At 46.0% G+C, this 25756-nt stretch carries 19 protein-coding genes; 13 read left to right on the plus strand and 6 right to left on the minus strand.

Features of this window, described 5'->3' with window-relative positions; genetic code table 11:
- The first annotated feature begins 180 nt into the window (after window positions 1-180).
- Entirely contained in the window at window positions 181-3417 is a 3237-nt protein-coding gene (locus tag XBJ1_RS02355; protein WP_012987143.1) for an amino acid adenylation domain-containing protein, read from the plus strand.
- The gene (locus XBJ1_RS19290) at window positions 3365-3520 is read left to right on the plus strand and encodes an MbtH family NRPS accessory protein (protein ID WP_071822426.1); all 156 of its coding nucleotides are present in this window, start codon (window positions 3365-3367) and stop codon (window positions 3518-3520) included. Before XBJ1_RS02355 ends, XBJ1_RS19290 begins: the two co-directional genes overlap by 53 nt.
- A 262-nt stretch (window positions 3521-3782) precedes the next feature.
- On the opposite strand, the gene XBJ1_RS02360 is transcribed toward XBJ1_RS19290, so the two are convergent.
- Together XBJ1_RS02360 and XBJ1_RS02365 are read right to left on the minus strand one after the other, a co-directional pair.
- The gene (locus tag XBJ1_RS02360) at window positions 3783-4883 is read right to left on the minus strand and encodes a glycerol dehydrogenase (RefSeq protein ID WP_012987144.1); all 1101 of its coding nucleotides are present in this window, start codon (window positions 4881-4883) and stop codon (window positions 3783-3785) included.
- A gap of 223 nt (window positions 4884-5106) precedes the next feature.
- A complete protein-coding gene (locus XBJ1_RS02365) occupies window positions 5107-5775 on the minus strand; it encodes a 7-cyano-7-deazaguanine/7-aminomethyl-7-deazaguanine transporter (RefSeq protein WP_012987145.1) in 669 nt (222 codons plus the stop codon).
- Window positions 5776-5951: 176 nt separating this feature from the next.
- On the opposite strand from XBJ1_RS02365, the gene tusA reads away from it, so the two are divergent.
- Entirely contained in the window at window positions 5952-6206 is a 255-nt protein-coding gene (gene tusA / locus XBJ1_RS02370; RefSeq protein ID WP_038198306.1) for a sulfurtransferase TusA, read from the plus strand.
- 213 nt (window positions 6207-6419) lie between these two features.
- Here tusA and XBJ1_RS02375 read toward each other — a convergent pair whose 3' ends face one another.
- From XBJ1_RS02375 to rsmD, 3 genes are all read right to left on the minus strand, one after another.
- Window positions 6420-8708 carry a zinc/cadmium/mercury/lead-transporting ATPase gene (locus tag XBJ1_RS02375; RefSeq protein ID WP_012987147.1) on the minus strand — a complete coding sequence of 763 codons (2289 nt, stop codon included), beginning with the start codon at window positions 8706-8708 and terminating at the stop codon, window positions 6420-6422.
- A gap of 242 nt (window positions 8709-8950) precedes the next feature.
- On the minus strand, window positions 8951-9220 hold the full coding sequence (locus XBJ1_RS02380) for a DUF1145 family protein (protein ID WP_012987148.1): 270 nt from the start codon (window positions 9218-9220) through the stop codon (window positions 8951-8953).
- Between the two features lie 20 nt (window positions 9221-9240).
- The gene (gene rsmD / locus XBJ1_RS02385; RefSeq protein ID WP_012987149.1) at window positions 9241-9840 is read right to left on the minus strand and encodes a 16S rRNA (guanine(966)-N(2))-methyltransferase; all 600 of its coding nucleotides are present in this window, start codon (window positions 9838-9840) and stop codon (window positions 9241-9243) included.
- Window positions 9841-10169: 329 nt separating this feature from the next.
- Between rsmD and ftsY the strand changes: the two genes are divergently transcribed.
- The 5 genes from ftsY (at window position 10170) to XBJ1_RS02410 (ending at window position 15595) form a co-directional block, all read left to right on the plus strand.
- On the plus strand, window positions 10170-11567 hold the full coding sequence (gene ftsY / locus XBJ1_RS02390; protein WP_012987151.1) for a signal recognition particle-docking protein FtsY: 1398 nt from the start codon (window positions 10170-10172) through the stop codon (window positions 11565-11567).
- Between the two features lie 6 nt (window positions 11568-11573).
- Window positions 11574-12239 carry a cell division ATP-binding protein FtsE gene (ftsE, locus tag XBJ1_RS02395; protein ID WP_012987152.1) on the plus strand — a complete coding sequence of 222 codons (666 nt, stop codon included), beginning with the start codon at window positions 11574-11576 and terminating at the stop codon, window positions 12237-12239.
- Window positions 12232-13212 carry a permease-like cell division protein FtsX gene (gene ftsX / locus XBJ1_RS02400; protein ID WP_012987153.1) on the plus strand — a complete coding sequence of 327 codons (981 nt, stop codon included), beginning with the start codon at window positions 12232-12234 and terminating at the stop codon, window positions 13210-13212. The genes ftsE and ftsX overlap by 8 nt, the downstream gene beginning before the upstream one ends.
- A gap of 227 nt (window positions 13213-13439) precedes the next feature.
- A complete protein-coding gene (rpoH, locus tag XBJ1_RS02405; protein ID WP_012987154.1) occupies window positions 13440-14297 on the plus strand; it encodes an RNA polymerase sigma factor RpoH in 858 nt (285 codons plus the stop codon).
- Window positions 14298-14458: 161 nt separating this feature from the next.
- On the plus strand, window positions 14459-15595 hold the full coding sequence (locus XBJ1_RS02410) for a glycerate kinase (RefSeq protein WP_012987155.1): 1137 nt from the start codon (window positions 14459-14461) through the stop codon (window positions 15593-15595).
- Here the strand turns inward: XBJ1_RS02410 and panM are convergent.
- On the minus strand, window positions 15586-15987 hold the full coding sequence (gene panM, locus XBJ1_RS02415) for an aspartate 1-decarboxylase autocleavage activator PanM (protein WP_012987156.1): 402 nt from the start codon (window positions 15985-15987) through the stop codon (window positions 15586-15588). The two genes, XBJ1_RS02410 and panM, sit on opposite strands and share 10 nt — an antisense overlap.
- 539 nt (window positions 15988-16526) lie before the next feature.
- On the opposite strand from panM, the gene XBJ1_RS02420 reads away from it, so the two are divergent.
- Genes XBJ1_RS02420 through XBJ1_RS02440 form a run of 5 tightly spaced genes read left to right on the plus strand, consistent with a single transcriptional unit; the run spans window position 16527 to window position 25603 of the window.
- On the plus strand, window positions 16527-18269 hold the full coding sequence (locus tag XBJ1_RS02420) for a type VI secretion system baseplate subunit TssF (protein ID WP_012987157.1): 1743 nt from the start codon (window positions 16527-16529) through the stop codon (window positions 18267-18269).
- A gap of 12 nt (window positions 18270-18281) precedes the next feature.
- Window positions 18282-20291 carry a type VI secretion system tip protein TssI/VgrG gene (tssI, locus tag XBJ1_RS02425; RefSeq protein ID WP_012987158.1) on the plus strand — a complete coding sequence of 670 codons (2010 nt, stop codon included), beginning with the start codon at window positions 18282-18284 and terminating at the stop codon, window positions 20289-20291.
- The gene (locus tag XBJ1_RS02430; RefSeq protein WP_012987159.1) at window positions 20291-21502 is read left to right on the plus strand and encodes a DUF4123 domain-containing protein; all 1212 of its coding nucleotides are present in this window, start codon (window positions 20291-20293) and stop codon (window positions 21500-21502) included. Before tssI ends, XBJ1_RS02430 begins: the two co-directional genes overlap by 1 nt.
- An 18-nt stretch (window positions 21503-21520) precedes the next feature.
- Entirely contained in the window at window positions 21521-24646 is a 3126-nt protein-coding gene (locus XBJ1_RS02435) for a toxin VasX (RefSeq protein WP_012987160.1), read from the plus strand.
- Window positions 24647-25603 carry a hypothetical protein gene (locus XBJ1_RS02440; RefSeq protein ID WP_041573259.1) on the plus strand — a complete coding sequence of 319 codons (957 nt, stop codon included), beginning with the start codon at window positions 24647-24649 and terminating at the stop codon, window positions 25601-25603.
- Window positions 25604-25756 lie beyond the last annotated feature (153 nt).

Consider the following 25756-nt stretch of genomic DNA (forward strand, 5'->3'; position numbering starts at 1 on the left):
TATTAAATTAGCATGAAATTTTATGCAATTTATTTTTACGATTCAGTTGAATGTCGACATAAGGTATTTGCAATATCTGAATATAGGCGAAAACTGAATATTAATGACTAACAGCATTGATGTCTCCATTCATCATAAAAAGTGATGAAATAAAATGGAAGACAGAAAGAGAACATCATTATGAATACACACACACACAAGGCAATATTACACACAGCATTCACTGAGCAAACATTTTCACCCGATGACAATATTAACAGTAGTAATATCAGTCATAGGATAGCAGCACTTGAACCATGGTTTGATAACGTGCCATCTCGCTTGGCAAAACTGGCGAAAACGATACCGAATGACATTGCGGTTTCTGATCCCTATGAAACCCTGGTATTTGGTGAATTACAGCAGCGTGTTGAAAATGCAGCAAATATTTTGCATCAGTACGGTGTTAAAATGGGGAGCAACGTTGCTATTGCTGCCGAACGGGGAATTCCATGGTTTGTTACTATGCTGGCGGTTTGGCGAATTGGGGCGGTTTATATTCCCCTTAATACGATGATGCCAGAAAAACGTCTGAATGATATTCTCGCCAGCCTGTCGGAAAGTGTTCTCGTATCGGATGATACGGTATCTGCGGGGCTGAAGGCATCAACATTAATCCCTTTGCACGCCCTTCTGAATAATACCCGTGAAATAATTAATGATGAAATAACAGAAAACATCGATATGCCTGCATTGGGTGATCACCCGGCTTATGTGATGTTCACTTCTGGCTCTACTGGGTTGCCAAAAGCGGTACAGGTGCAGCATGACAATCTGGCTGCCTGTCTGTGTGCATTCGGCAAGTTACTGTCAGTCAATCAGCATGATTGTATGCTCACCCTGACGACCTTTTCTTTTGATATCTCATTAATGGAATTACTACTGACTGTCGTTCATGGCGGCAGTATCTACATTACATCAATCGATACTCAGCGTGATGCGATGGCGTTGTCGCAAATACTGTCTGATCCCCAATTCACCTTTGCACAAGCGACACCTGTTACTTGGTTAATGGCCTTGAATGCTGGCTGGAAACCTCGTTCAGAGTTGAGCATGCTTTGTGGGGGAGAGGCGTTGTCACAGGATTTGGCCGATCAATTAACGGCATCCGGTGGCACTTTATGGAATCTCTATGGCCCAACCGAAACCACTATCTGGTCAACAGCATTTCGCATGAGAAAAGGAGATAAGGTTCAATTGGGTGGGCCGATCCCCGGCACAACCATCACAATTGTAGACAAATACTTGCGACCGGTGCCGAAAGGAACGGTGGGTGAAATCCTTATTGGTGGGCTTGGGGTGACGGCTGGATATCGCAATAACCCGACCGAAACGGCTAAACGATATGTACCCGATATGACACAAAGAGGTAAAAGAGCGTATTTGACCGGAGATATGGCACGTATGCTTGAAGATGGCTCTCTCATTTATATGGGAAGGCAGGATGATCAGGTAAAAGTGCGTGGATATCGAATCGAGTTGGGTGAGATTGAAACCGCATTAAGAAAACAAAATGGCGTACAGGATGCGATTATTCGTGTTATCGGCAGTGGCGATCTTGCCAAAATTCAGGCGTTTGTACTGTTCGATCCCAATAGGGTTGTATCCGAAGATTGGGTACATGAAACCCAGATTTCACTCAGGGAAGTTCTGCACGAAGCCTGGATACCTGCCGAATATTATCGTATCCCTTACATCCCACTGACGAGCAGTGGCAAACGTGATAGAAAACGGTTAGACGAAGTCGCAGAACGGTTGAATGCCAGCTATGACGTTGTACTGCCTCAAACAGAAACTGAAAAACAGGTTTATGCAATTTGGCGTGACCTGCTGGCGACAGACGTATTAGGTGTCACCGATAATTTCTTTCAGGTTGGGGGGCATTCTATTTTGGTTGCCCGCATGGTGGAACGGATTGAAAAAGCCTTTTCACTCCGGATACCGATTTCAGGTATCTATGTTGAACCTACGGTTGCCAGAATCTCGTCTATTCTGGATGAAATGATAGAAGCGTATCAGGCAAATCCGGCTAATGCCGGGGGAGTCTACCACAGTGAGGCGTTAATTCAGCAACATGCAGAAACGCTCAGAAAAGATGTCTACCTGAAAGAAAGCGTGTGCCCTGATGGCCTGCCTCATGCGAACTGGTATCAGCCGGATACGGTATTGCTCACCGGCGCTACGGGATATCTTGGTCTGCATTTGCTGGAACAATTGCTGAAACAGACTGCGGCCAGAATTATCTGTTTGTGCCGTGACTCTGATGAAGAACACGCCCGAGACAGAATCAAGGCCGGGTTTGACAAGTACCAGATTGATGTTGTTAACGGACTTGAGCGCGTAGATGTCATTATCGGAGATTTGGGGCAGCCACGCTTTGGCTTGTTACCGGAAACATGGGCACAGCTCGCTGAAAACGTTGATGTGATTTATCACAACGGGGCGTTGGTTAACTTTATCTATCCTTATAGCGCACTGAAAAGCATTAATGTCGATGGAACCCGAACCGCGCTGGAATTTGCCTGCACAGCACGACTGAAACATTTCCATTATGTCTCTTCCGTGAATGCCCTGTTTGCCACAGAATCACCCCGTCCATTTATGGAAGATGATCGTACTATGAGCGAATCGGTACGGGATCCTTCTGGTTACTCAGGCAGTAAGTGGGTATCTGAAGGGATCATTAATATTGCCCGTAAGCGAGGTGTACCTGTCAGTATTTATCGTCCGGGTCTGATCCTTGGGCATACTCTCACAGGAGCCGCACAAGGCAATGATTATCTCGTTGCTTCCCTGAAAGGTTATCTGGCAATGGGCTTTTACCCTGAACATGGATTGCTGCTTGATATTGTACCGGTTGATTATGTCGCTGCATCGTTGGTTCATATCTCCAGTCAACCGGAATCCGATGGTAAATTCTTTAATTTGTTTAATCCGGTTCAAGTCTCGATCCGGCAATTTTTCGATTGGGTACAGGAGTTTGGCTATGTGCTCAACCCAATCCCCTTCAATGAGGGTAAAGAGAAGATCCTTGCACTGGATGATACTCACCCATTGTACCCATTGATCCCGTTGATTAGGGACATGACAGAGAAACCTTATCGCGCGTTAGATCCGGCTTATGTTCATGAAATTCACCCAGAACTGGAGTTGAAGCAAACGCTGGCATTATTGGCCAACACTGACATTAAATGCCCCGTCATTACGGCCGGATATGTCCATCAAGTATTGCAATATTTGATAGATACAGGTTTCTTACCCGCAGCACTGCCAGAAAACTTCAAGCCGGAGGCCTATCTTGGAACAGCTAACAGGAAACGAAGCCATGAATTGGATAGTCGTCGTGAACAGCAGAAAAAAGTATTCGGTCTGGCCTGAGGCCTATGTGCTTCCAGTCGGATGGGTGGCCGTCGGGATGACAGGTTCTAAAGAAGAATGCCTCAATCATATTGCCGGTATTTGGCCGAAGCCAACAAACTAGATGACGGATATTAAGTCATATTAATAAATATTCATTATTAATAGCAGGCATGCTCCAGAAGAAGCATGCCTTTTATTTTTCTTCCACTCTATGTGTGCTTTGAATTCGTTTTTGTTCCTTATCAAACAACAACTGTAGATTTTAAATATATTTTGCCATTGAAACAGACTCCGCTTATACCCCGTCCTTCAGTTAGCTAAGACACTCAATAATAATGTCTTAGCTAACTGAAGGACGGGGTTTTTATGGCGCATTAGATAAATTAATACAGCCAATCCATGCCCATGCGATCTGCGGCCATTATTGCTGCATAGACCTGTTCTGGGGTGACTTTAAACGGCATATTGTGAATAGTTTCACCTTCGGCACAACTGGCCTTGGCAACTTCCATGATTTTCTGGTGCAATTTCTCACTGTCCCGCAAGCCGAGTTGCTCCAGAGTGACAGGAAGACCGACTTGAACACAGAAATCGAGCACGGTTTCCAACTCTTCATTCGGGCTGTTTTCCAGCATCAATTGTGCCAGTGTGCCGAACGCCACTTTTTCTCCGTGATAGAGATGATGACATTCCTCCAGCACGGTGAAGCCATTGTGAATGGCGTGGGCAGCGGCAAGTCCTGCACTTTCAAAACCGATACCACTGAGATAAGTATTCGCCTCAATGATATTTTCCACTGCCGGAGTACTGACACCCGCTTCCACCGCGAGTTTTGCCTTATAACCTTCTGCCAGTAAGGTGTCGTAACACAGTTTGGCCAGAGCCAGCCCAGTATTGGATGTTGCACCCCCCGCCATTGTTGGTTTATGAGCAGCGCTATTTGCCCGGGCTTCAAAATAGGTGGCAAGCGCATCTCCCATTCCTGCCACAAGCAGACGAACCGGTGCTTTGGCAATAATACGGGTGTCCATCAGTACGATATTAGGGTTTTGTGGATACAGCAGGTAGCCATCAAATTCACCCAGCTCGGTATACAGAACGGAAAGGGCACTGGTTGGGGCATCTGTGGAAGCGATGGTAGGGGAAATTATTACAGGTAGCCTGCATGCATGCGCTATAGCTTTGGCGGTATCAAGAGTCTTGCCGCCCCCGATCCCAATTACGGCCTGACATTGGTGACTCGCTGAAATGTCTGACAGGCGTTTGATTTCGCCACGGCTACATTCACCGTTGAAGATCTCAAAATGGCTGGTGACTGCGTGTGCTTCCAGACTTTTGCTAACGGCATCTCCAATGAGGCTCATTACGAAATTATCGGCAATCACAAAAACGTGATCAGCAAGTATTTTGGTGTATTGGCCGATGTGAGATAACGCACCTGGCCCTTGGATATATTTGGATGGAGACTGGATCACTTTCAGCATAAGAAATATTCCTTCTTCACTGGAAACTCAACATGAGCTGTCATAACACTGGCGTGTGGCAGATCATTAGCAGTTTCGAATAAAAGTATTTGTTTGCCTGTCCGCCAACACTATACGATAAGATATACAGGGAAGTTATGAGCCAAAGCAGGAAATGAGCGATCTGTGAGATAAAATCGAAAGATTTATTTACGCCCTGATTGATTCGGGGCGTAATGTTGCTTCAATGATTTTTGACCAGAGTTTTATCTGTTGAATGAGAGAAAGAAAATTTCAGGATTAAATTCAAAAGGACACCATAAGCTGGCAGGAAGAAAAGCATACAGATGAACAGCTTGAAAGCGTAATCCACCAGAGCAATCTCTACCCAGTGCGTCGCCATGAATGCATCGCTGCTGCGATAAAATGCGATAAAGAAAAATGCCAGTGTATCGAGCAAATTACCAAAAAACATGGCGGCAGTCGGTGCTATCCACCAGCGGCGTTTCTGACGCAGGCGATTGAAAACTCCCACATCCAATATCTGACCAAGGACATAACCCATAAAGCTCGCGGCTGCAATACGGGCAACAAACAGATTAAAGGTTCCTAATGTCCCGAATCCCTGCCACGTTCCTTGAAAAAATAGAGCAGAAATGAAATAGGAAATCAGCAGCGCTGGCAGCATAACCGTGAGGATGATCTTACGTGCCAATGGTGCACCATAAATGCGTACAGTCAGATCGGTTGCCAAAAAGATAAAAGGAAATGTGAATGCTCCCCAAGTGGTATGAAAACCAAAAATGGAGACAGGCAATTGCACCAGATAGTTACTGGAAGTAATGATCAAAATGTGGAAAAGCGAAAGCCAGATCAACGCCGTGGCTTTCTGCTGCGTGGTCAAATGAAACATATTGTACCTTTTTGATGAATGGGGTAAGGGAACCCAAAAAAACAAACTTTCTTTGCCTGAATGATCAGGTGAAACGCATCATACGCGCGTTGCGCAACAAAAGCAAAGTGCGGCAGTTGATGATATTTTGTAATATAATCCATCGCCATAGTGTGTTTGAACCTACAGAGATTGTTATGTCCAATGTTTTTGCTAACCCTGACAAAACGCTTGATACGCAGGGGTTACGCTGTCCTGAGCCAGTGATGATGATACGTAAGATCGTTCGCCATATGGATGCTGGCCAGACACTATTGATCATTGCTGATGATCCGGCGACGACCCGTGATATTCCGGGTTTTTGCCGTTTTATGGAGCACGCCTTGATTGCTCAGGAGACAGGGCAAACTCCTTATCGGTATTTGATCAAAAAAAACGAAAATGTAGCTTAGGTGACTGGCAGAAAAAGTGGGCTGTGCTAGGCTTTTAATATGGCACTTGGATAGCATCAATCACCTCACTGGGTGCCATATTTTCTTTTTCCTTAATAGCATTTTTGAGTTACTGTAATTTTGAAAAGGTGCATTCTTTGCACCTTTTCAATTTATCTTTTTGATCTTTTGATTAAGACGTCTGGGTTCTTAACCAATCCGCGGATTAATCAATCATCGTTTTTGTGACTTAACCCGTAGCAGCCGGATGGCGTTCGCTGTAACCAGCGCCGTGGCACCTGAATCAGCCAGCACGGCCATCCACAGACCCGTGATCCCCAATAGACTGGTAATAAGGAATATCGCCTTCAAGCCTAACGCAATGGTGATATTCTGGCGGATGTTATAGTGCGTTGTCCGGGACAGAGCGATCATTTCAGGCAAACCGGTCAGTCGATTGTGTGTTAAGGCGGCGTCCGCTGTTTCCAGCGCAACATCAGTACCACTCCCCATGGCGACACCGATACTGGCCGCTTTCATGGCAGGGGCATCGTTGATGCCATCACCGACCATCATGGTATGGTGTTTTTCATTTAGCTCAGTGACGGCTTTTACCTTGTCTTCCGGCAACAGACCCGCGCGATAATCGATCCCCAATTGAGCTGCAATAGCGGCCGCAGCACGAGGGTTATCGCCAGTCAGCATCACAGCATTGACGCCTTGTTTTTTCAGGGCGCGGATTGCGTCTATGGCATCCTGACGCAAGGTGTCCTGCATGGCAATCAAACCCACAAATTGCTCACCCTGTACCACGGCAACCGCCGTTTTACCGTTGCTTTCCAGCTCTGTGACCCTTTGTTTCCATGCGGTGGATAACGTGTTTTCCGGCAGTCGCCCCGGAGCCGCGACCAGAATTTTCTGCCCTGACAATCGCCCTTCAACCCCGATCCCAGCCAACGCTTTACGGTGTTCAGCTTCGACAACCGTCACACCTTTATTTTCTGCCGCGTTGAGGATAGCTTTTGCCAATGGGTGGTGCGAGCCACTTTCGACCGCTCCTGCCAGCGCCAGCAGTGTTTCTACGCTGATGTTTTCCACGGGTTCTATTTCCGTGACCCGGGGTTTTCCTTCGGTCAGTGTGCCGGTTTTATCCAACGCAATGGTGGTAACTGAACCGAGCTGCTCCAATGCCGCTCCGCCTTTGATTAAAGCACCACGACGGGTCGCTGCCGCCAGTGCAGAAGTGATCGCGGCGGGTGTTGAGATAACCAGCGCACAGGGGCAGCCGATTAATAGCAGGGTCAATCCACGATAGATCCAAGTTTCCCAAGGCTCGGCAAGGAGGAGGGGAGGGATTACTACGACCAGTACAGAGAACAAGATAATCAGCGGTGTATAAATACGGCTGAATCGATCGATGAAGCGCTCAATGGGAGCACGGCGCTCTTCCGCTTCTTCTATCAGTTGAAGAATGCGGTCGATGGCATTGTGTCCCGGTTCAGAGAACACTCTCATTTGCACTGCGCTATCGACAGAGAGGCAGCCCGCAGCAACTTTTTCTCCCTGCTGGCGTTCAACTGGAATAGATTCACCTGTCAGAGCACTTTCATCAAAACTGGCGAACGGACTGAGTAGTTCGGCATCGGTAGGTAAACGGGCACCCGGCGCAATTTCAATAATATCCCCCGGACGCAGGTCAGCAGCCGGAACGGTTTTCTTTTCTCCTCCTGTCACCCGCAGCGCCTGTTCAGGAACCAGAGCCATCAAGGCACTGACACCACGGCGGGCACGCCCTGCGGCATAAGATTCCAGTACTTCTCCCACTTTGAACAGCAGAATAACCATTGCTGCCTCTGCGGTGGCATCAATGAATAGGGCACCGATAGCGGCGACACTCATCAAGGTTTCAATGGCAAAGGGAGTTCCTGAACGGATCAGTTTGATGGCTTTGGTGGCGACCGGGTATAACCCAATCAACGTGGTAACAATGAATGCAATCTGTCCAGCGGGTGGATTTATTTTTGTAATGCCCCAACTGATGACCATTAATGCTATAAGAATGAGAATTGGGGAAAAGGTTTTCCAGTGATTTGCTGCTGGAGGCAATCTAATCGTCGAATCCGTTTGCTTGATTTCAAAACCCGCCTGTTTTACCGCTTGTTCGACGGCTGCGCGAATATCAGAATCAGCATCGACCACCAGTTTTTCCGTAGTAAACAGCACCCTGACCTGTTTAGCTTCAGGCAATTTTTTAACCGCATTTTCGATTTTGCCTGCACAGCTTGGGCAATCCATGCCGTGGATTATCCAGTTAAAACGCTGGTTGGCGGTTAATTCAAGAGGGGTTGTATCCTGTATGGTAGGGGCATGGTCGTGTGAACAGTGTCCTCGATCATGTTCATGGGCGTTGTGTGAACTTTTATCTTCTTTGCCATGAACGCCGTGGGAATGTTTATGGTCTTTATTTTTGTGAGACAAAGAGCCGTGCTGTGATTGCTTATGTTTTTTGAATATGGAGAACATAGGCGGCCTCTCAATAGAGTTAATTCAAATGGGTTACAGTTCACTCTACACTCTGGAGTAAGCTCCAGAGTCAAACTTAAAACAATGAATTTTTTTGATGATTTGTGCTTTTTGAAATGAAATCATTTATCCCCTCTTTTTTTGTTATTTGATCAGATAACCAGTGAGTGAATAATCAAAATAAATGATACCGACAGAATACCGTCGGCATCACTGACACCAAATAGAAAGGGAATGGGACGTTATTTTTTATCTTGACGCTGTTTTTTTTGCCAAGTAAGTAACTCAAACACACCAAAAAAGAAGATCTTGGTCTGAAGAAAAACAGAAAACTTTTGATCTTTGGGTTGGGAGTTTTTTAATAGTAAAAGTTGGAAGGCATGCATTATCACTGTGAAAACCATGGCGATATCCATAAAATATCTCAATGGTTTAGGAAAGGGATGGATCAAATTGAAAATCATAATTCCCCAAACGAGAACCATGATAACTTTTCCTAATTGAATAAACATCATTAACTCCAAAATCGTATTTAAGCAGATCTGTCGCCAGACTGCTGGCGGCGGATATACAGTCGGTAAGCAACTTGGCCGGCAATTTTTTCCCGATGTAATTGCCAGTTTGCGGGGGCTTCTGTTGCAGTAGATTCTGATTCCGCTTCAACATAAATCCAACTCTCTTCAGCCAGCCAACCGTTGGCTTCCAGTAAGTTGATTGTTTCAACAAGCATCCCCTTGCGAAATGGGGGATCGAGAAAAACCACATCAAAAGGTGTACCTGTCTGGTTGAGATATTGCAGGGTGTTTCCCTGTACCACATTAGCATTTTCGGCCTTAAGTAAGGCTAAATTGGCTGATAATTGTTTTGCTACATGACGATCATATTCAAGCAAGGTCGCGTGACTTGCGTTGCGCGATAAGGCTTCAATCCCAAGTGCTCCGCTGCCGGAGAAGCAATCCAGGCAGCGAGCTTCCTGAATGATGGGCATCAGCCAGTTAAAGAGTGTCTCACGGACACGATCAGTCGTCGGACGTAGCCCCTCACTATCAGGAACGGGTAATTTTCTCCCGCGCCATTTTCCGCCAATAATGCGGATTTGTCCCAAAGACGCACTCTGTGATTTTTTAGTCATAATTTATATAGTTTAAGCATTTGTCATCCGATGCTATTTGCATAATAGACGGCGGATACAAAAAATGAGAATGAAGAAACATATTGATTAATTTACCACGAAATCCACACATAGATATGTGTTGTGATGTGATGAAAATGTTAGACTGGATTTTATCACCGTTAGAACCTATCGCAGCAGGCGTAGTGGTTGAAAAACAAAGCGTCTGCGGCGATAGGTTTTTAGCTTATCCTAATAAGTATTAATTGCACCCGCAAACGGGTAAAGAAAATAGCTTAATGGGATAGGTTGTTAAACGCCATAATTAACCGCGAGGAGTGTAGTGCCCAATGGCAGAAGAGCAAAAAAAAGGTTTCTTCTCTTGGTTTGGACGTGGTCGTCAGGAAAAGAAACAGCAAGAAGAACAACTTGAACAAGACAAATCAGCGGCGGAAGAAGCGGAGCAGCAACGTTTAGCCGAAGAAGCCGCCCGTCGCGCAGCGGAAGAAGCGGAGCAGCAGCGTTTAGCCGAAGAAGCCGCCCGTCGCGCAGCGGAAGAAGCGGAGCAGCAGCGTTTAGCCGAAGAAGCCGCCCGTCGCGCAGCGGAAGAAGCAGAGCAGCAGCGTTTAGCCGAAGAAGCCGCCCGTCGCGCAGCGGAAGAAGCAGAGCAGCAGCGTTTAGCCGAAGAAGCCGCCCACCACGCAGCGGAAGAAGCGGAGCAGCAGCGTTTAGCCGAAGAAGCCGCCCGTCGCGCAGCGGAAGAAGCGGAGCAGCAGCGCCTAATAGAAGAATCATCCATATTACCCAAAGAGCAGGATCGTCCGAGCAAAGAAGGCTTTTTTGCGCGTTTGAAACGTAGTTTGGTGAAAACCCGCCAGAATCTGGGTTCCGGATTTTTAGGGTTATTCAGCGGCAAGAAAATTGATGATGATCTGTTTGAAGAATTGGAAGAACAGTTACTGGTTGCGGATGTTGGTGTCGAAACTACCCGTAAGATCATTAACAATTTAACCGCTCATGCCAGCCGCAAAGAATTAAAAGATGCGGAAGCGTTATACACGAAACTGAAAGAAGAAATGTCAGATATTCTGGCAAAAGTTGATAAGCCACTGGATATAGAAGGTAAATCACCTTATGTCATCCTGATGGTGGGTGTGAATGGTGTTGGTAAGACGACAACCATCGGTAAATTGGCGCGTCAGTACCAGTCTCAGGGCAAATCCGTCATGTTAGCGGCGGGAGATACCTTCCGTGCGGCAGCAGTGGAACAATTGCAGGTCTGGGGAGAACGCAACAAAATCCCGGTAATTGCACAGCATACCGGCGCAGATCCGGCCTCAGTCATTTTTGATGCGATCCAATCTGCCAAAGCGAAAGGCGTTGATATTCTGATCGCTGATACCGCAGGGCGCTTGCAGAATAAATCCCATCTGATGGAAGAACTGAAAAAAATTGTCCGTGTGATGAGAAAGCTGGATGAAGAGACCCCGCATGAAATTATGCTGACTCTGGATGCCTGCACAGGCCAAAATGCGGTCAGTCAGGCTAAACTCTTTCATGAAGCGGTTGGATTGACGGGGATCTCACTGACCAAACTGGATGGTACTGCCAAAGGGGGAGTTATCTTCGCTATTGCCGACCAATTTGATATCCCTATTCGTTACATCGGTGTTGGGGAAGGCATTGAAGATCTCCGTCCATTTAAGGCTGACGATTTTATAGAGGCTCTTTTTGCCCGAGAGGATTAACTATCAATGATTCGCTTTGAACAGGTCAGTAAAGCCTATCTGGGAGGGCGGCAAGCGCTGCAAGGGGTGGATTTTCATCTGCTTCCAGGGGAAATGGCATTCTTAACCGGTCATTCAGGAGCGGGTAAAAGCACGCTGTTGAAACTTATCTGCGGTATAGAACGCCCAAGTGCAGGCCATATTTGGTTTGGGGGGCATGACATCAGCCGATTAAAAACCCGTGAAACCCCTTTTCTTCGTCGTCAGATCGGCATGATTTTTCAGGATCATCATCTCCTGCTGGATCGCACGGTTTACGAGAACGTTGCTATGCCGCTGATCATCTCAGGGGCAAGCGCCGAGGATATTCGCCGACGGGTATCTGCGGCGTTGGATAAGGTAGGCTTGCTGGACAAAGCGAAAAATTTTCCCATTCAGCTTTCTGGGGGGGAGCAGCAGCGTGTTGGTATTGCCCGCGCTGTTGTAAACAAACCCACCGTCCTGCTGGCGGATGAACCCACAGGAAATCTGGATGGGGAACTGTCTGAGGGGATCATGCGCCTGTTTGAAGAGTTTAACCGCGTTGGTGTGACGGTTCTGATGGCGACGCATGACGTAGCTCTCATAGAACGAAGAAATTACCGTATCCTGACGTTGAATCAGGGGCGTATGCAAGGAGGACATCATGGTTAAAAATGTCCGTCATTCAGCGAAAAAAATGACACCGCCTAAACCCAAGTCCAAGTCACTGAAAGGGGGCTGGCGCGTACAGCAGCGTTACGCGTGGAAAAGCACCTTGTCAGATATGCTGCGCCAGCCGCTGGCGACGTTGCTGACTATCATGGTAATTGCCATCTCATTGACCTTACCGAGCGTGTTTTACATTGTCTGGAAAAATGTCAACCAAGCGGTGGAGCAGTGGTATCCCGTTCCGCAACTTACGGTCTATCTGGATAAATCCTTGAACGACGGCGGCGCCAGACAGGTGATTGAGCAGTTGAAAGTCATTGATGGTGTGAAATCGGTGAATTACCTGTCCCGTGAAGAAGCCGAGAATGAATTTCGTGCATGGTCTGGCTTTGCCGGTGCTTTAAATCTTCTGGAAGAAAACCCGCTACCCGCGGTCGCGATTATTTCCCCTCAAATGGATTTTCAAGATTCGACGGTATTAACAACATTGCGTGATCGGGTTTCCCAGATCAAAGGTATTGAAGAAGTCAGAATGGATGAGAGCTGGTTTACCCGCCTCACTGCCTTAGCAAACCTTATTGGCCAGATTGCTGCTGTAATAGGTATTTTGATGGTGGTTGCGCTGCTTTTGGTTATTGGTAACAGCGTTCGTCTCAGTATCTTTAGTCGCCGCGAAACTATCAATGTCATGAAACTGATTGGCGCAACAGATGGCTTTATTCTGCGTCCCTTCCTCAATGGTGGCGTATTGCTGGGGGGATTAGGCGCGATTTTTTCTCTGATCCTTTCATCGTTACTGGTTTGGAAACTTTCCAATGTCGTTACGGACGTTGCAGGTGTTTTTGGTACTACCTTTAAATTGTACGGTTTGGGATGGGATGAATCCCTGTTGCTGGTACTGATTTCGGGCATGATAGGCTGGCTTGCGGCATGGTTTGCGACTATTCAGCATTTACGCCGTTTCAGGCCGGAATGAGTCCATTTGTTGGTCTTCAGGTGAACTTTTGGGCTGCATTACGGTCGAAGAAATTGTGGTCGAAAGTACAGTTAGCAATTTGTATCCATATTCATACCATTTAGATGATTTGAATATGAGCTCTATGATGGTAAAATAGACATATCTTTGGCTTGAATAAACCTTATCGGTGGGCTCAGGCAAAATTTACAAGGCCATCAATTTGGATCTGATTTGAGAGAATTTGAATGACAAAAGAAATGCAAACTTTGGCACTAGTTCCACAAGGTAGTTTGGAAGGATACGTCCGTGCCTCCAATGCTTATCCTATGCTCTCCGCAGAAGAAGAGAAAGAACTGGCAGAAAGGCTGCATTACCAGGGAGATCTGGATGCAGCGAAAAAGCTGATTCTGTCTCACTTGCGCTTCGTTGTTCATGTCGCTCGCAGTTATTCTGGCTATGGTCTGCCACAGGCGGATTTAATTCAGGAAGGCAACATTGGCCTGATGAAAGCGGTTCGTCGATTTAATCCAGAAGTAGGCGTTCGTCTAGTTTCGTTTGCTGTTCACTGGATCAAGGCAGAAATCCATGAATATGTACTGCGTAATTGGCGCATTGTGAAAGTCGCAACGACAAAAGCTCAGCGTAAACTGTTTTTTAATTTGCGTAAGGCTAAACAACGTCTGGGGTGGTTTAATCAGGATGAAGTTGATTTGGTTGCCAAAGAATTAGGGGTGACCAGCAAGGACGTCCGAGAGATGGAATCCCGCATGTCGGCGCAGGATATGGCGTTTGATATGTCCTCTAATGATGACAGTCATGACAGCCAGCCAGTGGCTCCGGTGCTCTACTTGCAGGACAAGGCTTCTGACTTTGCCGATGGTATTGAAGAAGACAATTGGGAAAACCACGCTGCGGATAAACTTTCTATGGCGATAGAAGGGCTGGATGAGCGTAGCCAGGACATTATCCGCGCCCGTTGGCTGGATGATGACAACAAATCCACCTTGCAGGAACTGGCGGATAAGTATGGTGTATCGGCCGAGCGTGTTCGACAGCTAGAAAAGAACGCAATGAAGAAATTGCGGCTGGCGATTGAAGCGTAAACTCATCCCTGACGAATTAAAAAGCGATAATTTATTTATCGCTTTTTTTGTGTCTGCTGCCCTATAAGACGTTAATGGGTTTCCTCATATCTTCAGTCTCCACTTCAATCTTTGGTGTAGGTGTTGCTGGCCAGAAGCATCAGAGCATAGAGGACATTGCTATGAAAATCGTAATTGCTCCTGATTCATTTAAGGAAAGCCTGAGCGCCTTGCAAGTAGCGGAGGCGATAGAGCAGGGGTTTCGGGAAATCTTTCCACAGGCAGCTTATATCAAATTGCCAATGGCGGATGGCGGCGAAGGTACGGTGGAATCTCTGGTGGCTGCAACGGGCGGGCAGATAATTTCATGTTCAGTAACCGACCCCTTGGGGCAGCCGGTTGATGCTTTCTTTGGTTTGCTGGGGGATGGGAAAACCGCCGTCATTGAAATGGCCGCCGCTTCTGGCTTACATCTTGTGCCGATGGAACAGCGCAATCCTTTGATAACGACAAGTTACGGTACCGGAGAACTCATTCTGGCAGCGCTGGAACACGGTGCGCAGAAACTGATTTTGGGTATTGGCGGTAGTGCGACCAACGACGGTGGTGCAGGAATGATGCAGGCACTGGGTGCGCAGCTCTGGGATGGTGATTGCCGTATTCTGCCATTGGGGGGGGCGGCACTAACCCGATTGGAAAGCATCGACCTTTCTGGTCTTGATCCACGTCTTAGTCAGCTTGAGATCACTGTAGCCTGTGACGTGAAGAACTCATTATGTGGTGAATCAGGGGCATCAGCGATATTTGGCCCACAAAAAGGGGCGACACCGGAAATGGTCAAAGCGTTGGATTCGGCATTGCACCATTATGGGATGAAAATTGAATCACTGACGGACAAAAAAGTGATTGATGTTGCGGGAACAGGCGCTGCGGGAGGTATGGGCGCTTCCCTGTTAGGTTGTTTGGGCGCGAAATTGCAGTCGGGTATTGAGATTGTCATTAATACCCTGAAACTGGAAGAGGCCATTCAGGGGGCGGATTTGGTGATTACGGGTGAAGGTCGTATGGATAGCCAGACCATACAGGGCAAAACACCGATTGGAGTTGCCCGTGTCGCCAAAAAGTTTGGTATTCCCACCATCGCTTTGGTTGGGGGAATGAGCTGTGATTACCATGTTGTGCATCAGCACGGGCTGGATGCAGTCTTTTCCATTGTACCGGGTGCTTGCTCTCTTTCCGATGCCCTTGCCAATAGTACTGATAACTTACGGGTAACGGCACGTAATGTTGCTTCGGTCTGGCGTATGGCTTATTCGTAATAATAGGCATTATTTTGTGCATCATAGCGGAAATCGCAGGCATCCATAAAATCCCGCAACGCTGGAGCGTGGATATCAGGAAAATGATTCAGGCTCCATTCCCAACGGTTGATCTCCGGGAATGCGGCCTTGACCTGCTCCAGCAGATAAGCCCCAACGCCACGCCGACGGGTCACTTCCCGTACACAAAAATCTTCCAGTATTCCTGTTGATGAATTGAGCGTCACTTTAACCGCGGCAAGCAATCGGCCGTTAAATTGTGCTACAAACAGTTTTTGATCACCTGCTAACAGCACTTCCCACTCCTGCGTATCTTGTTCCGGCCAAATTTTTTTCAAATCAATCTTATCCTGCTGGGATAAAACACTTATTGGTTTAATTGTTAACTTCATATATTCACCGACCTCAATGAAATAAATTCCAACATTAATCGTAATTTATCTTACTTTTTCCAATTTTTTTGGCAAAAAATTTTAACAGCATGAATTTTCTAAGTTAAAAATTAATCCCACTGCATATCAGTAGCACATCATACCATTCTTTGAACAAAATCTGCTTTGGCACGGGTTCCTTCCGTGGGGAGCAGTACCGCTCTAAAGCTTTTAATGGTGAACGCATTAACTCATCAAACTAATTTATTAATTTCAAATAATGATATTGAGAATCTCTAATATTTTGCGATGAATAAAGGGGAATAAAGACACAATATATAGGCTTTTTTTGGGTTTGACATACCCTCGGCAACGTATATATTAAGCATTTATTTTTAATTGATAAGAATTTATAAAGATTTTTCACTTACCTGAAATTAATAAACTCAACATATACCTTATGTATTTCAGGATGCCAACAACACTGCAACTTGAAGGACGGGTATAAAGGCAAAGTGGTCATTCTCACAACATGCCGCTTTAAGGAAAAGGAGTCAGTTGTGAAATCGTTTGAATATTATTATCAGCAGGAATTTGATTATTTAAGACAACTAGCAAAAATTGTGAGTGAAGAAAAACCGCACCTTCGTGATGTACTGGGTGGTGGGGATCCTGATGTCGAAAGACTTTTTGAGGGTGCTTCTGTATTAACGGCGCGCCTGAAGCACAACATCGAGGATGGCTTTCCTGAACTGACGCGGCCATTGTTGCAAAAATTACGTGCCCAGCCGCTGAAAGGCCTTCCTGCAACCAGCATTATCCAGTTCGACAGTCATGGACAGGGAGATTCCGATTTTTCCATCCCGGCAGGAACCGAGGTTTATACCGAGGCCGGTCAGCCATTTGTGATGTGTCGTCCGTGCCCGATTGCCCCCCTGACATTGGTTTCCCGTGAAATCATACATCAGATACAGGCGACCAAAATCATCCTGAAATTTCGTTACACCGGTAAAGACGCGGAGTGGCAGACCAGACCGATAAGCCTGTTCCTGAGCAGTGACGAGCCAGTCGCCGATATACTGATGCTGGGGCTTATGCAGTATTACACCGATACCGAGCTGCACCACAACGGCCAGGTTTATAAAGCGCAGGGAGAGCGGTTTGAAGCCCGTTCCGGTGCATCCCGTCTGACACTATCATCGGCCAAAGATGACAATTGGGCACCCCAGTTGCTCATAGAATCGCTCTATCTGCCCCATATCAACCAGTTTGTGGATTTACCCCTGCCAGTAATGGCGAAACAACTCAAACTGGCGGAACATCGCGAATTCAGTGTGGAATTGACATTAAATACGCTACTGCCGTTATCGGCGGAACAAATCGAATCGGCATTTCAGCTACATTGTGTCCCTGTTGTCAACATGAAGCGCAACTGTCAGGTCACACTGCCTTTTGCCGCCGAAACCGCCCGTTATCCTCTGCCGCTGGCACTCAATCAGGGAATTTTGCATATCGCTGGCATTGAGTTGAAAAATGAGCCGGGCAGTGAAGAAGAGCACCGTGGGGGTGAGTATCTGTTCTATCCGGCAAGCCTGTTGACCGGCATGGAGCGTTACCACTCGGAATATGATAACGCCGGCTTCTACGGGCTTGAAACCGCCCATGATGAATGGAATGGAGTCCGCTATCAGGTAGTGTTCTATGACAGTGAAGGAAAATTAATGCATAAACCGCCTGAGCGCGAATTTATCTGTCATTTTTATGGTTTTGAACAGAACCTACCCCCCCTGATATCCGGGGTGATTTCTCTGGGCGGTGAGAATGTTCCCGAGATTTTGCAATTAAAAAACATCACGCCCACTTCACGCACCTATCCCCCCATTACCGACAGCCTCCGCTATTGGCATTTCCTGTCACACTATGCCACGGGCAGCTATGCCTTAGAGAGCGTACGATCGGTCAGACAACTGTTGCAGGATTTTGACCTGTACCCCGAGGGGGATCGCCCGGTCAGCCGCAGCATCCGGCGCATGATTGACGGGATCAGCAATATCACCGCGAAATGGGGCGACAGGCTTATCCGGGGCAGACCCGTCCGCTGCCTGCTTATCACTCTGGAAATGGATGAATCAGCCTATACCAGTGCCGGTGAAATGTACCGGTTTGCCAACGCGTTATACCAATTCTTCCCGTTCTGTCTTGCCCAGGGATCGTGGCTGAGAATGCGTGTCATCAGCCAGCCTTCAGGGACGCAATGGTATCTGTCACCTTCAATGCTGGAAGGTTATCGCTCAATCATGTAAGGAATTTCTACAATGGATGGATTAGTTTTTACCTGCCGGATAGGCCGACTGCCGCAAACCACCTTTCAGGTCGTAGATTTCAGTTTACAGGAAGGGTTATCGCAACTCTTTCACCTGACCATGACCGTCGTCAGTTCACTGAATAATGTGGCGCTCAGCGAGCAGCTTGGTACCAGCGCTTCTCTGACCGTCATACGTGATGGCGTCACTGAACGCACCGTCAACGGCATTGTGGCGGGGGCAGAGCAGGGCAATACTGACGGGCTGCGTACCTATTACACCTTTATTGTCCGCCCTGAAATGTGGCTGATGACGCTCAATCAGGATAGCCGGATTTTTCATTACCAATCCGTACCGGATATTCTCGCCCGGCTGCTGAAAGAGCATCGCATCAAGGCGGAGAGTAAATTCTATAAAGATCACCAGCAACATGCGATACGGGAATACACCACCCAAAAACGTGAATCTGCCTATGATTTCTGGTGCCGTCTGGCGGCCGAAGAGGGCATCATGTTCTGGTTTGAAGAGGACAAACTGTTCTACAGCAACTCTCACCTTGGCATGTTGGCGGCACTGACCCTGACCTACAACGTTCAGGCCAATACCGACAACAGTGATTCAACCGCATGGCAGTGGAATTACGGCGAATACCTGTGCCCCGATGAAACCCGCCATAAAGACAACAACTTCCTGCGCCCCTCCTATCCATTGCAACATACCGCTGCACTGGAAAAAGGCATGGGGCATTCGGTTTTTGAAAGTTATGGCCGTTTTCAGAAGGATGCCGAAGGCCGCCCCTTTACCCAATTGCGGCTGGAACAGTTGCAGAACCAGAGCAAAGTGGGGAAAGCGGTCACCAACTGCATCAAATTGCGTCCGGGTCGGATCTTTATGCTGCAATCACACCCGATTGGCGCCATGAATGATAGCTGGCAGATAGTCACTGTTTCCCATCAGGGGCATCAGCCACAAGCCTCCGGTGAGGCCGGGGAGGGAACCACCCTGACCAACCAGATTTCCTTTATTCCGGGCAGGCAGGATTGGCGCCCGCCTTTCCGCTATAAGCCGCTGGCGGATGGCGATGAAGTGGCCACTGTCGTGGGGCCGGAGGGGGAAGAGATCTACGTCGACAAACATGGCGCTATCAAAGTGCATTTCCACTGGAACCGTTACGATGAAGCGGACGACCGGGCATCCTGTTGGGTGCGGGTGGCGCAGGGCTGGAATGGTGATGGCTATGGTTTTATGGCGATCCCGCGCATCGGTCAGGAGGTGATTGTTTCCTACCTAAACGGAGATATTGATCGTCCGATCGTCACCGGCTGTACCTACAACGGGCGCAACCGCCCGCCGCTGGATCTGCCGGCGGAAAAAACGCGCACCACCTTCAAGACCCGCACCCACAAAGGTGAGGGATTTAACGAATTGCGCTTTGAAGATGCGAAAGGGAGTGAAGAGATCTATATCCACGCCCAGAAAGATCAGCTTATCGAGATAAACTACGATAAAACCCAGCGTGTGGGTCACGATGAAAGCCACCATGTCCTGAACAATCGCAAACACGAAATCGGCAATGACGAATTCATCCGGATCATGCATGAACAGCACATCCAGATTGACCTGAACCAGTTTGAAACCATCACCAAAGATCGCAAAACCCGCATCAACAACAACTGGCAGGAAAATATCTTTGCGGATCACCGGCAAGAAGTGGGGCGGGACAAAACCGCCAAAATTAACAACAACTATACCCTGAATGTGGTCAACAACATCCAGAGCCTGACGAAAGTCCATACCCTACAGGCCAGCGAATCCGTGCTGATCAAAGGCAAGGCAGGGTCGATTAAGCTGGATGGTTCAGGGGTAACGATCACCGGCAAAATCACCTTGCAAGGGGAGGTGTCGGTAACGGGGGGCAGCCCGGGCACGGTGCCGTCACTCAGCGGATCAGCCAATGAAGGGTTGGTCATGGCAGAGGATTGCCGGGAAAAAGCCCGTAAACAGCAGGAGTCATCGGAATAATGTCCTGGATACCCGATTATGCCGAACATTGGGTGGTGGATTATGCCTATACCACGCCACAAGGCGAACCTGACTCTGCCCGGGCGATTGTCCATGCAGCGAGCCAGCCGCAGGCGCTGTCGGCGCTGGCGGAATATGTCCTGCAGGCGGGAGATTCACCGGGGCAATACCAAAGTATTCAGCCGTTGCCTGAATACCTTGCCGCCAGCGCTGAGGTCGAATTGCCGCTATTGCGGCAGTTCCGGCAGGGGGTGGAGCGGAATGCCCGGGTGATCCCGCTGAACGAACACAATAACAATCCCCTCCTGCCGGCCGCGCGTGGCGTATTGCAGTTCGCCGTGACGGAAACCCTGCCCGCCAGTGCGCGTGGGCAATACCGCTATATGGTGATTGATGCCACGGTTTACCGTCGGGTCATGGGCAGTTTTATCGTGCCAGACCTGATGGTTTCCAACCTGCGATGGGAAAGCCTGTTTCAGGGGGAAACCCAAATCACGCTCGAAGACAGCGCCCCTTATTTGGTGGAGTTAACGGATGACCCAACGGTGCACTCGGCTTTTCAGCACAAGATCACCCGACCGATCACTCCGGAACCGGGCATTTTTATCGACAGTGACCAGCCATTTCCTGTGATCCGTAATCACCTGCGTAAATTCACCTATCTGAGAAATGAACAACACCAATCCTGGGTGTTTTACCGTTTTTATGTGCCGCAAGGCTTGCTCCCGCTACTGAGAAGCCTGCCGGATGAACAACTGATGCACTTTATGCGCCCGATAATGCAGATCGGTTATTTCGACAGCCAGACGGGGCAGTACTACGCCCTTTCTGTGGCAGAAAACAGTCTGAATCAGGAAAAAACGGCTCCCGTGGCCATCAACCGCTCTCTGGTTGACATACTGGCGGGGCAGACCCAAGCGCGGGCGGTGACGCAGATAGTGAAATTCATTGCAGAGACCCAGCCTGAACTGTCGGCCGAACAGCAAGAACAGCTGCCCGCCTTTGTGGTGCAACAGGCCAATCTTGCGTGTCTGGCGGGATTCGCCCATCAGCGTTCCATTCTGTATCTGGTGGCGGGCAGAAGTCTGGCACGGGGTAACGAAGCACTCTGGCAGCGGGCATGGCAGCATGCCTGTGCCGAAGCACAGGCGCAGGAGGTGCGGGCGCTGGCTTGTTATGAATATTGTTTTAAAAACCGGGCATTAAGTTAACACAAGGAGATAAGATAAATGGAAAAATCGATATTAACGAGCGCGGGTGACGCTCTTGAGACCGCCGCGAAAAAAGTGGCAGAAACGTTTGAAAAAATGGTCGATGAGGCGAAGGCACGCATACCTCATGAGCTGGACATGGATACCGTTGTCAGGCCCTGTGATGCCAATATCCGGCCGGTTTATCCTGTCAGATATGCTTATATGAATTTTTTTGGTGACACATGGATAGACGCTCAATTACCGCCGCCAATAAGTACGTTTATTGATCCTGATGATGATTCATTAAGTGCCAGCGTTCTGGGGGGTTATAGCATTCGCATGCCCAGACCGGGCTGGATCTATGTCAAAGAAGAAGGGGCGATTAAAACCCGGGGCTCCCAACAGAATGGCAATTTACTGATTTTCAAATTCAGCCCTGAAATTGTTACCTTAGAGGGCAAAAGGGGGATGGTCACAAAATACACCAAATATGAGCAAAAAGCCGGCAGCTCATCGTGGGAAGAAATCCACCCTGCCAGCGGTACAGCAGGATTAGGCTATCCTTTTCTGGCGATTGATAAAGATGTGACCCAAATTAGCCTCATTTACAGTGAAGTCGAGCTGGCTAAATCTGTCCTGAATAAGATGGATAACGATAAAAACTTCCGCAAGAATGCGATGCAATTTGTGGATTTAGACAGTGAGGTATCAGATTATGCCATTGATGCCAGACAAGAACATTTCGACGGATTAGTGGAAGATTTCAAAGATCCTGAAAAACAATTTCAGGCATACAAAAATCAATTATCCGATCCGCTTTTACACGCTGCTGATTTGGGGGATATCACGACGGAAGGCAGTTTTTTCATGGATGCCGATATGGAAATGCGTTATATCGACAGTCTTATCTGCCCTTATTACAAAGATAAAGCGAAGATTGTGGTATTGCATGATCCGGTGGGATATCAGCGTGATATTTTAATGGCCTATATGTTACTTAATCTTTGGGAGCTAAGCTATAGTGCAACTAATATGTATCCTCTTACGATAGGGAATTTTGTTGAGATATTAGCGGCATCAAAAAATAAAGAAGTTAAAAAATGTGTTGAGGAGTGTATTCACCAAGAAAATTGGAAAACTTGGTGGCCTAAATTAACTACGCCGATTAAGAGTGTAAAAGATAGAAAGAAAGAGATTCTTGAATTTTATAAATGTTTTTCTGAAAGTGAAATGATTGCAGGTAAATTAGGTGGGCTTACACATTATTTTAAGAATTTTTTCTCCGTATCTGATAAAAAGGACATTTATACCGAAGGTGATGCAAAAGAATTTGAACGATTCTGTATTTTACACGCTGAATTAATGGAGCCGCTAAAGCATTCAGAAGAGGGATTGTTGGCGATGGAAAGTATTATTGCGGGTCCATTGGCTATAGACGGAAATAGTGCGTGGGAAGTTGCCCTCAATGGAATAGTGAATTCATTGGGCCATGATGGCGTTGATAAAGGTTCCATTGCAAGGTTCCTCAATCGGGGAATAGATATAATACTCAGTGTCGTTGGCAATTTACTGGCTAGACTGTATGTATTTACAACAGAGCTATCATATAAAGGGGTATTACATTTACATGTGTTGAGTGTTAAACAGGTAACGCATAAACTTGTGCCTAAAATCTTAGATTATTTTGGGCTTGAAATAAAGCAAGGACACTATCTCGAATTAACCGAGAAAGAATATTATACGTTTCTAAAAAAAATTGAAGAATATGAAAATCAAGGAGTATCAGGTGAAATTAAGAAAGGCATGGCTCATGCTGAGTCTGGCTTGAAAAGGTTTGTAGGAAAAAAAGTGTTTGACTGGTCTAACCGGTTGGATAATTACAATAATAATATAAAGATAAAAATACCGCTGATTAAATTTAAAAGGCCTGAGTTAAATCCTCAGTTTAAATTTTTTTATAATGCAAATAAGTCTGCGGGCTACTTATTGAGCTCTGGATTAAGTGGTTTGGATTTATTGATGAAGAGCTATATGTTATATAAATTGACATCAATGTCTCGTTTCGACAAGAATGCGCCATTTAATGCAAACAGACTTCCTTATTATTATGTTTCAAGCTATGCTAATACTATATTAGGTGGGTTAATTGCTGCGAAAGGTGTTTCCGCTATTGGTGGAGATGCTATTAAAGTTGCAGCTAGCCTGGCGGGTAAATTGAATAGCCCCGCAGCAAAAGCGTTATTGGATTCTGCATCACGCAGGCTTCTGTTAGAAAGTGCTTTAATAACAAAATGGGTAAATAGTGGATTAATTGCTACAGGGTTTGTGAGTGGAGTACTTTCTTATTACGATGCCTACAACTCTTTTAGTTTTGGTAATGATAAAGAAGCTTATTCTCATATTTCAATAGGTACAGGATCAATAATAATGGCTGTAGGATGGTCTATGGCGGTAGCCGCATCGGAAGTGACTTTTGGCGTCAGTCTTCTGATTGCGCTAGGCGCTTCACTAATGCTTGGTGGAACATTCGCAGCTATATACTTCAATTGGATAGATTTGGAAACGTTGTTAAGTAACTGCTTTTGGGGGAATGGGAGTAAATATGCTTTTTGGAGTACGAGTGAAAAACGTTTAAGTTTAGAAAATCAATTTAAAAGAATAAAAATTATAGATAAGGAAATTAAAGATATATATCTGGTCGAATTTCAGGAGTTTTTAAATATTTTTATTAAACCAACTTTAAATATTGAAAATAATAAACAAGGAAAGGTGATTTACAAATTTATACTACCTAACTTCAAATGGGGGAAATCAGATATATACCATGAAGTTATTCCATCAGCTTTGTCAGATGGCTATAGTGATCCTGATGCTTCAATAATTGAACGTGGTTATAGCAGGCATCATTATTCTGTGGTGAAAGATAATTTTGATAAAGCAATAGATATCGCTCGTAAAAATCGTGAAAATCTAATTTATGACGAGGAGAGTGGTTTAACTACACTGACCGTAGAAGTAGACGAAAAATATTCTGTTTATATGAAAGTCTTTTGGTATTATAAGCCAACAGAAGATACTGTTTCTCCTCTTCACTATAAATTGGGAAAAGAGCCAATATTGGAAAATGCGGTTTATGGATATGAAGATGAGGTATTACGTTAAATGAGTAAATTAATAAAAAAACTTTTTAGAGTGAAGACGCTTCCAACAGAGCCATTATCTACTTTTGGTACTCCTGTTCTGGAGCAAAAACTAATTCTGCTGGATAATAAAACTGTAAAACGTGCAGGATTTTTGGATTCAATAAATAGCAAGGAGTGTCATTTCCGTCATAATCTTATCAGAGCAAGAAAAGAAATTATAATACCCGTGTTTGTTGGGTTTATGTTAGGTTTTTCTTTTTTTATTAATGACAACATTAAGGCATGGAATGCTTCGGAAAAAACTATCCTTCTGCTTTTAAAGAGTGCAAAGGAAAATTATGGGGAACAATTTTATTTAAATTCTGAAGCATCTGCATCTACTAAATTATTGAAGATAGTATCAAATAATAAAAAGGTATCATTAATGGAATACTTATATATTAGTTATTCTAAGGATAGTATTTATGGAGAGGAAAGAGCTAGAAGGTCTCTTATTTTAGATTCAAGTTTCGGATTATTTTTCCTTAGTGCCAATATTCTTATTATCAGCATTTTTTTGAGATTACGTAAGCCTGCAAATTTCATCATTGATCATGAAAGACAACTTTTTTATACCTGGAAAAAAGGGAAAGTGTATGTATCTCGCTATAAAGAATTAGGCGTAGCGTTTGCTAATAATATTTTGCATTTCAAATGTTATGGGCTGAACGAAAAGAATGAACTGACATATCAGTTTTTTATCCCTTATCTTAGTCTTTTCAACTCAGACGAGGATAAAATTTATATTTTGGCATTTATGTCAAAATATTTATTACAAGGAAAAGAGGCTGTCAGTTCAGTTGATTTTAAACGCCAAGAACAATTACCGTGGTTTCGTAAGCAAATAAAACCAGCAGATTGGGAAACTCAGATTACGGCAATATTAGCTGAATTAGATAGGTTTTGGCCACCGAAAGGGGCGACTGAACCTAAATAATAGTTGGGGAAAATATTAATACAGTAAGTTATATTTTTTCCAGAAAAAATAGCACCGAAAATATTATAATTATCTCGGTGCTAATTTTAAAGTTTTAAAGATTGTATTGTAAATAGTTGCTTTGTTATTTATATTAAATTGTTATGTGGGATT

This window comes from Xenorhabdus bovienii SS-2004 (genome assembly GCF_000027225.1).
GTDB classification, from domain to species: Bacteria; Pseudomonadota; Gammaproteobacteria; order Enterobacterales; family Enterobacteriaceae; genus Xenorhabdus; species Xenorhabdus bovienii_C.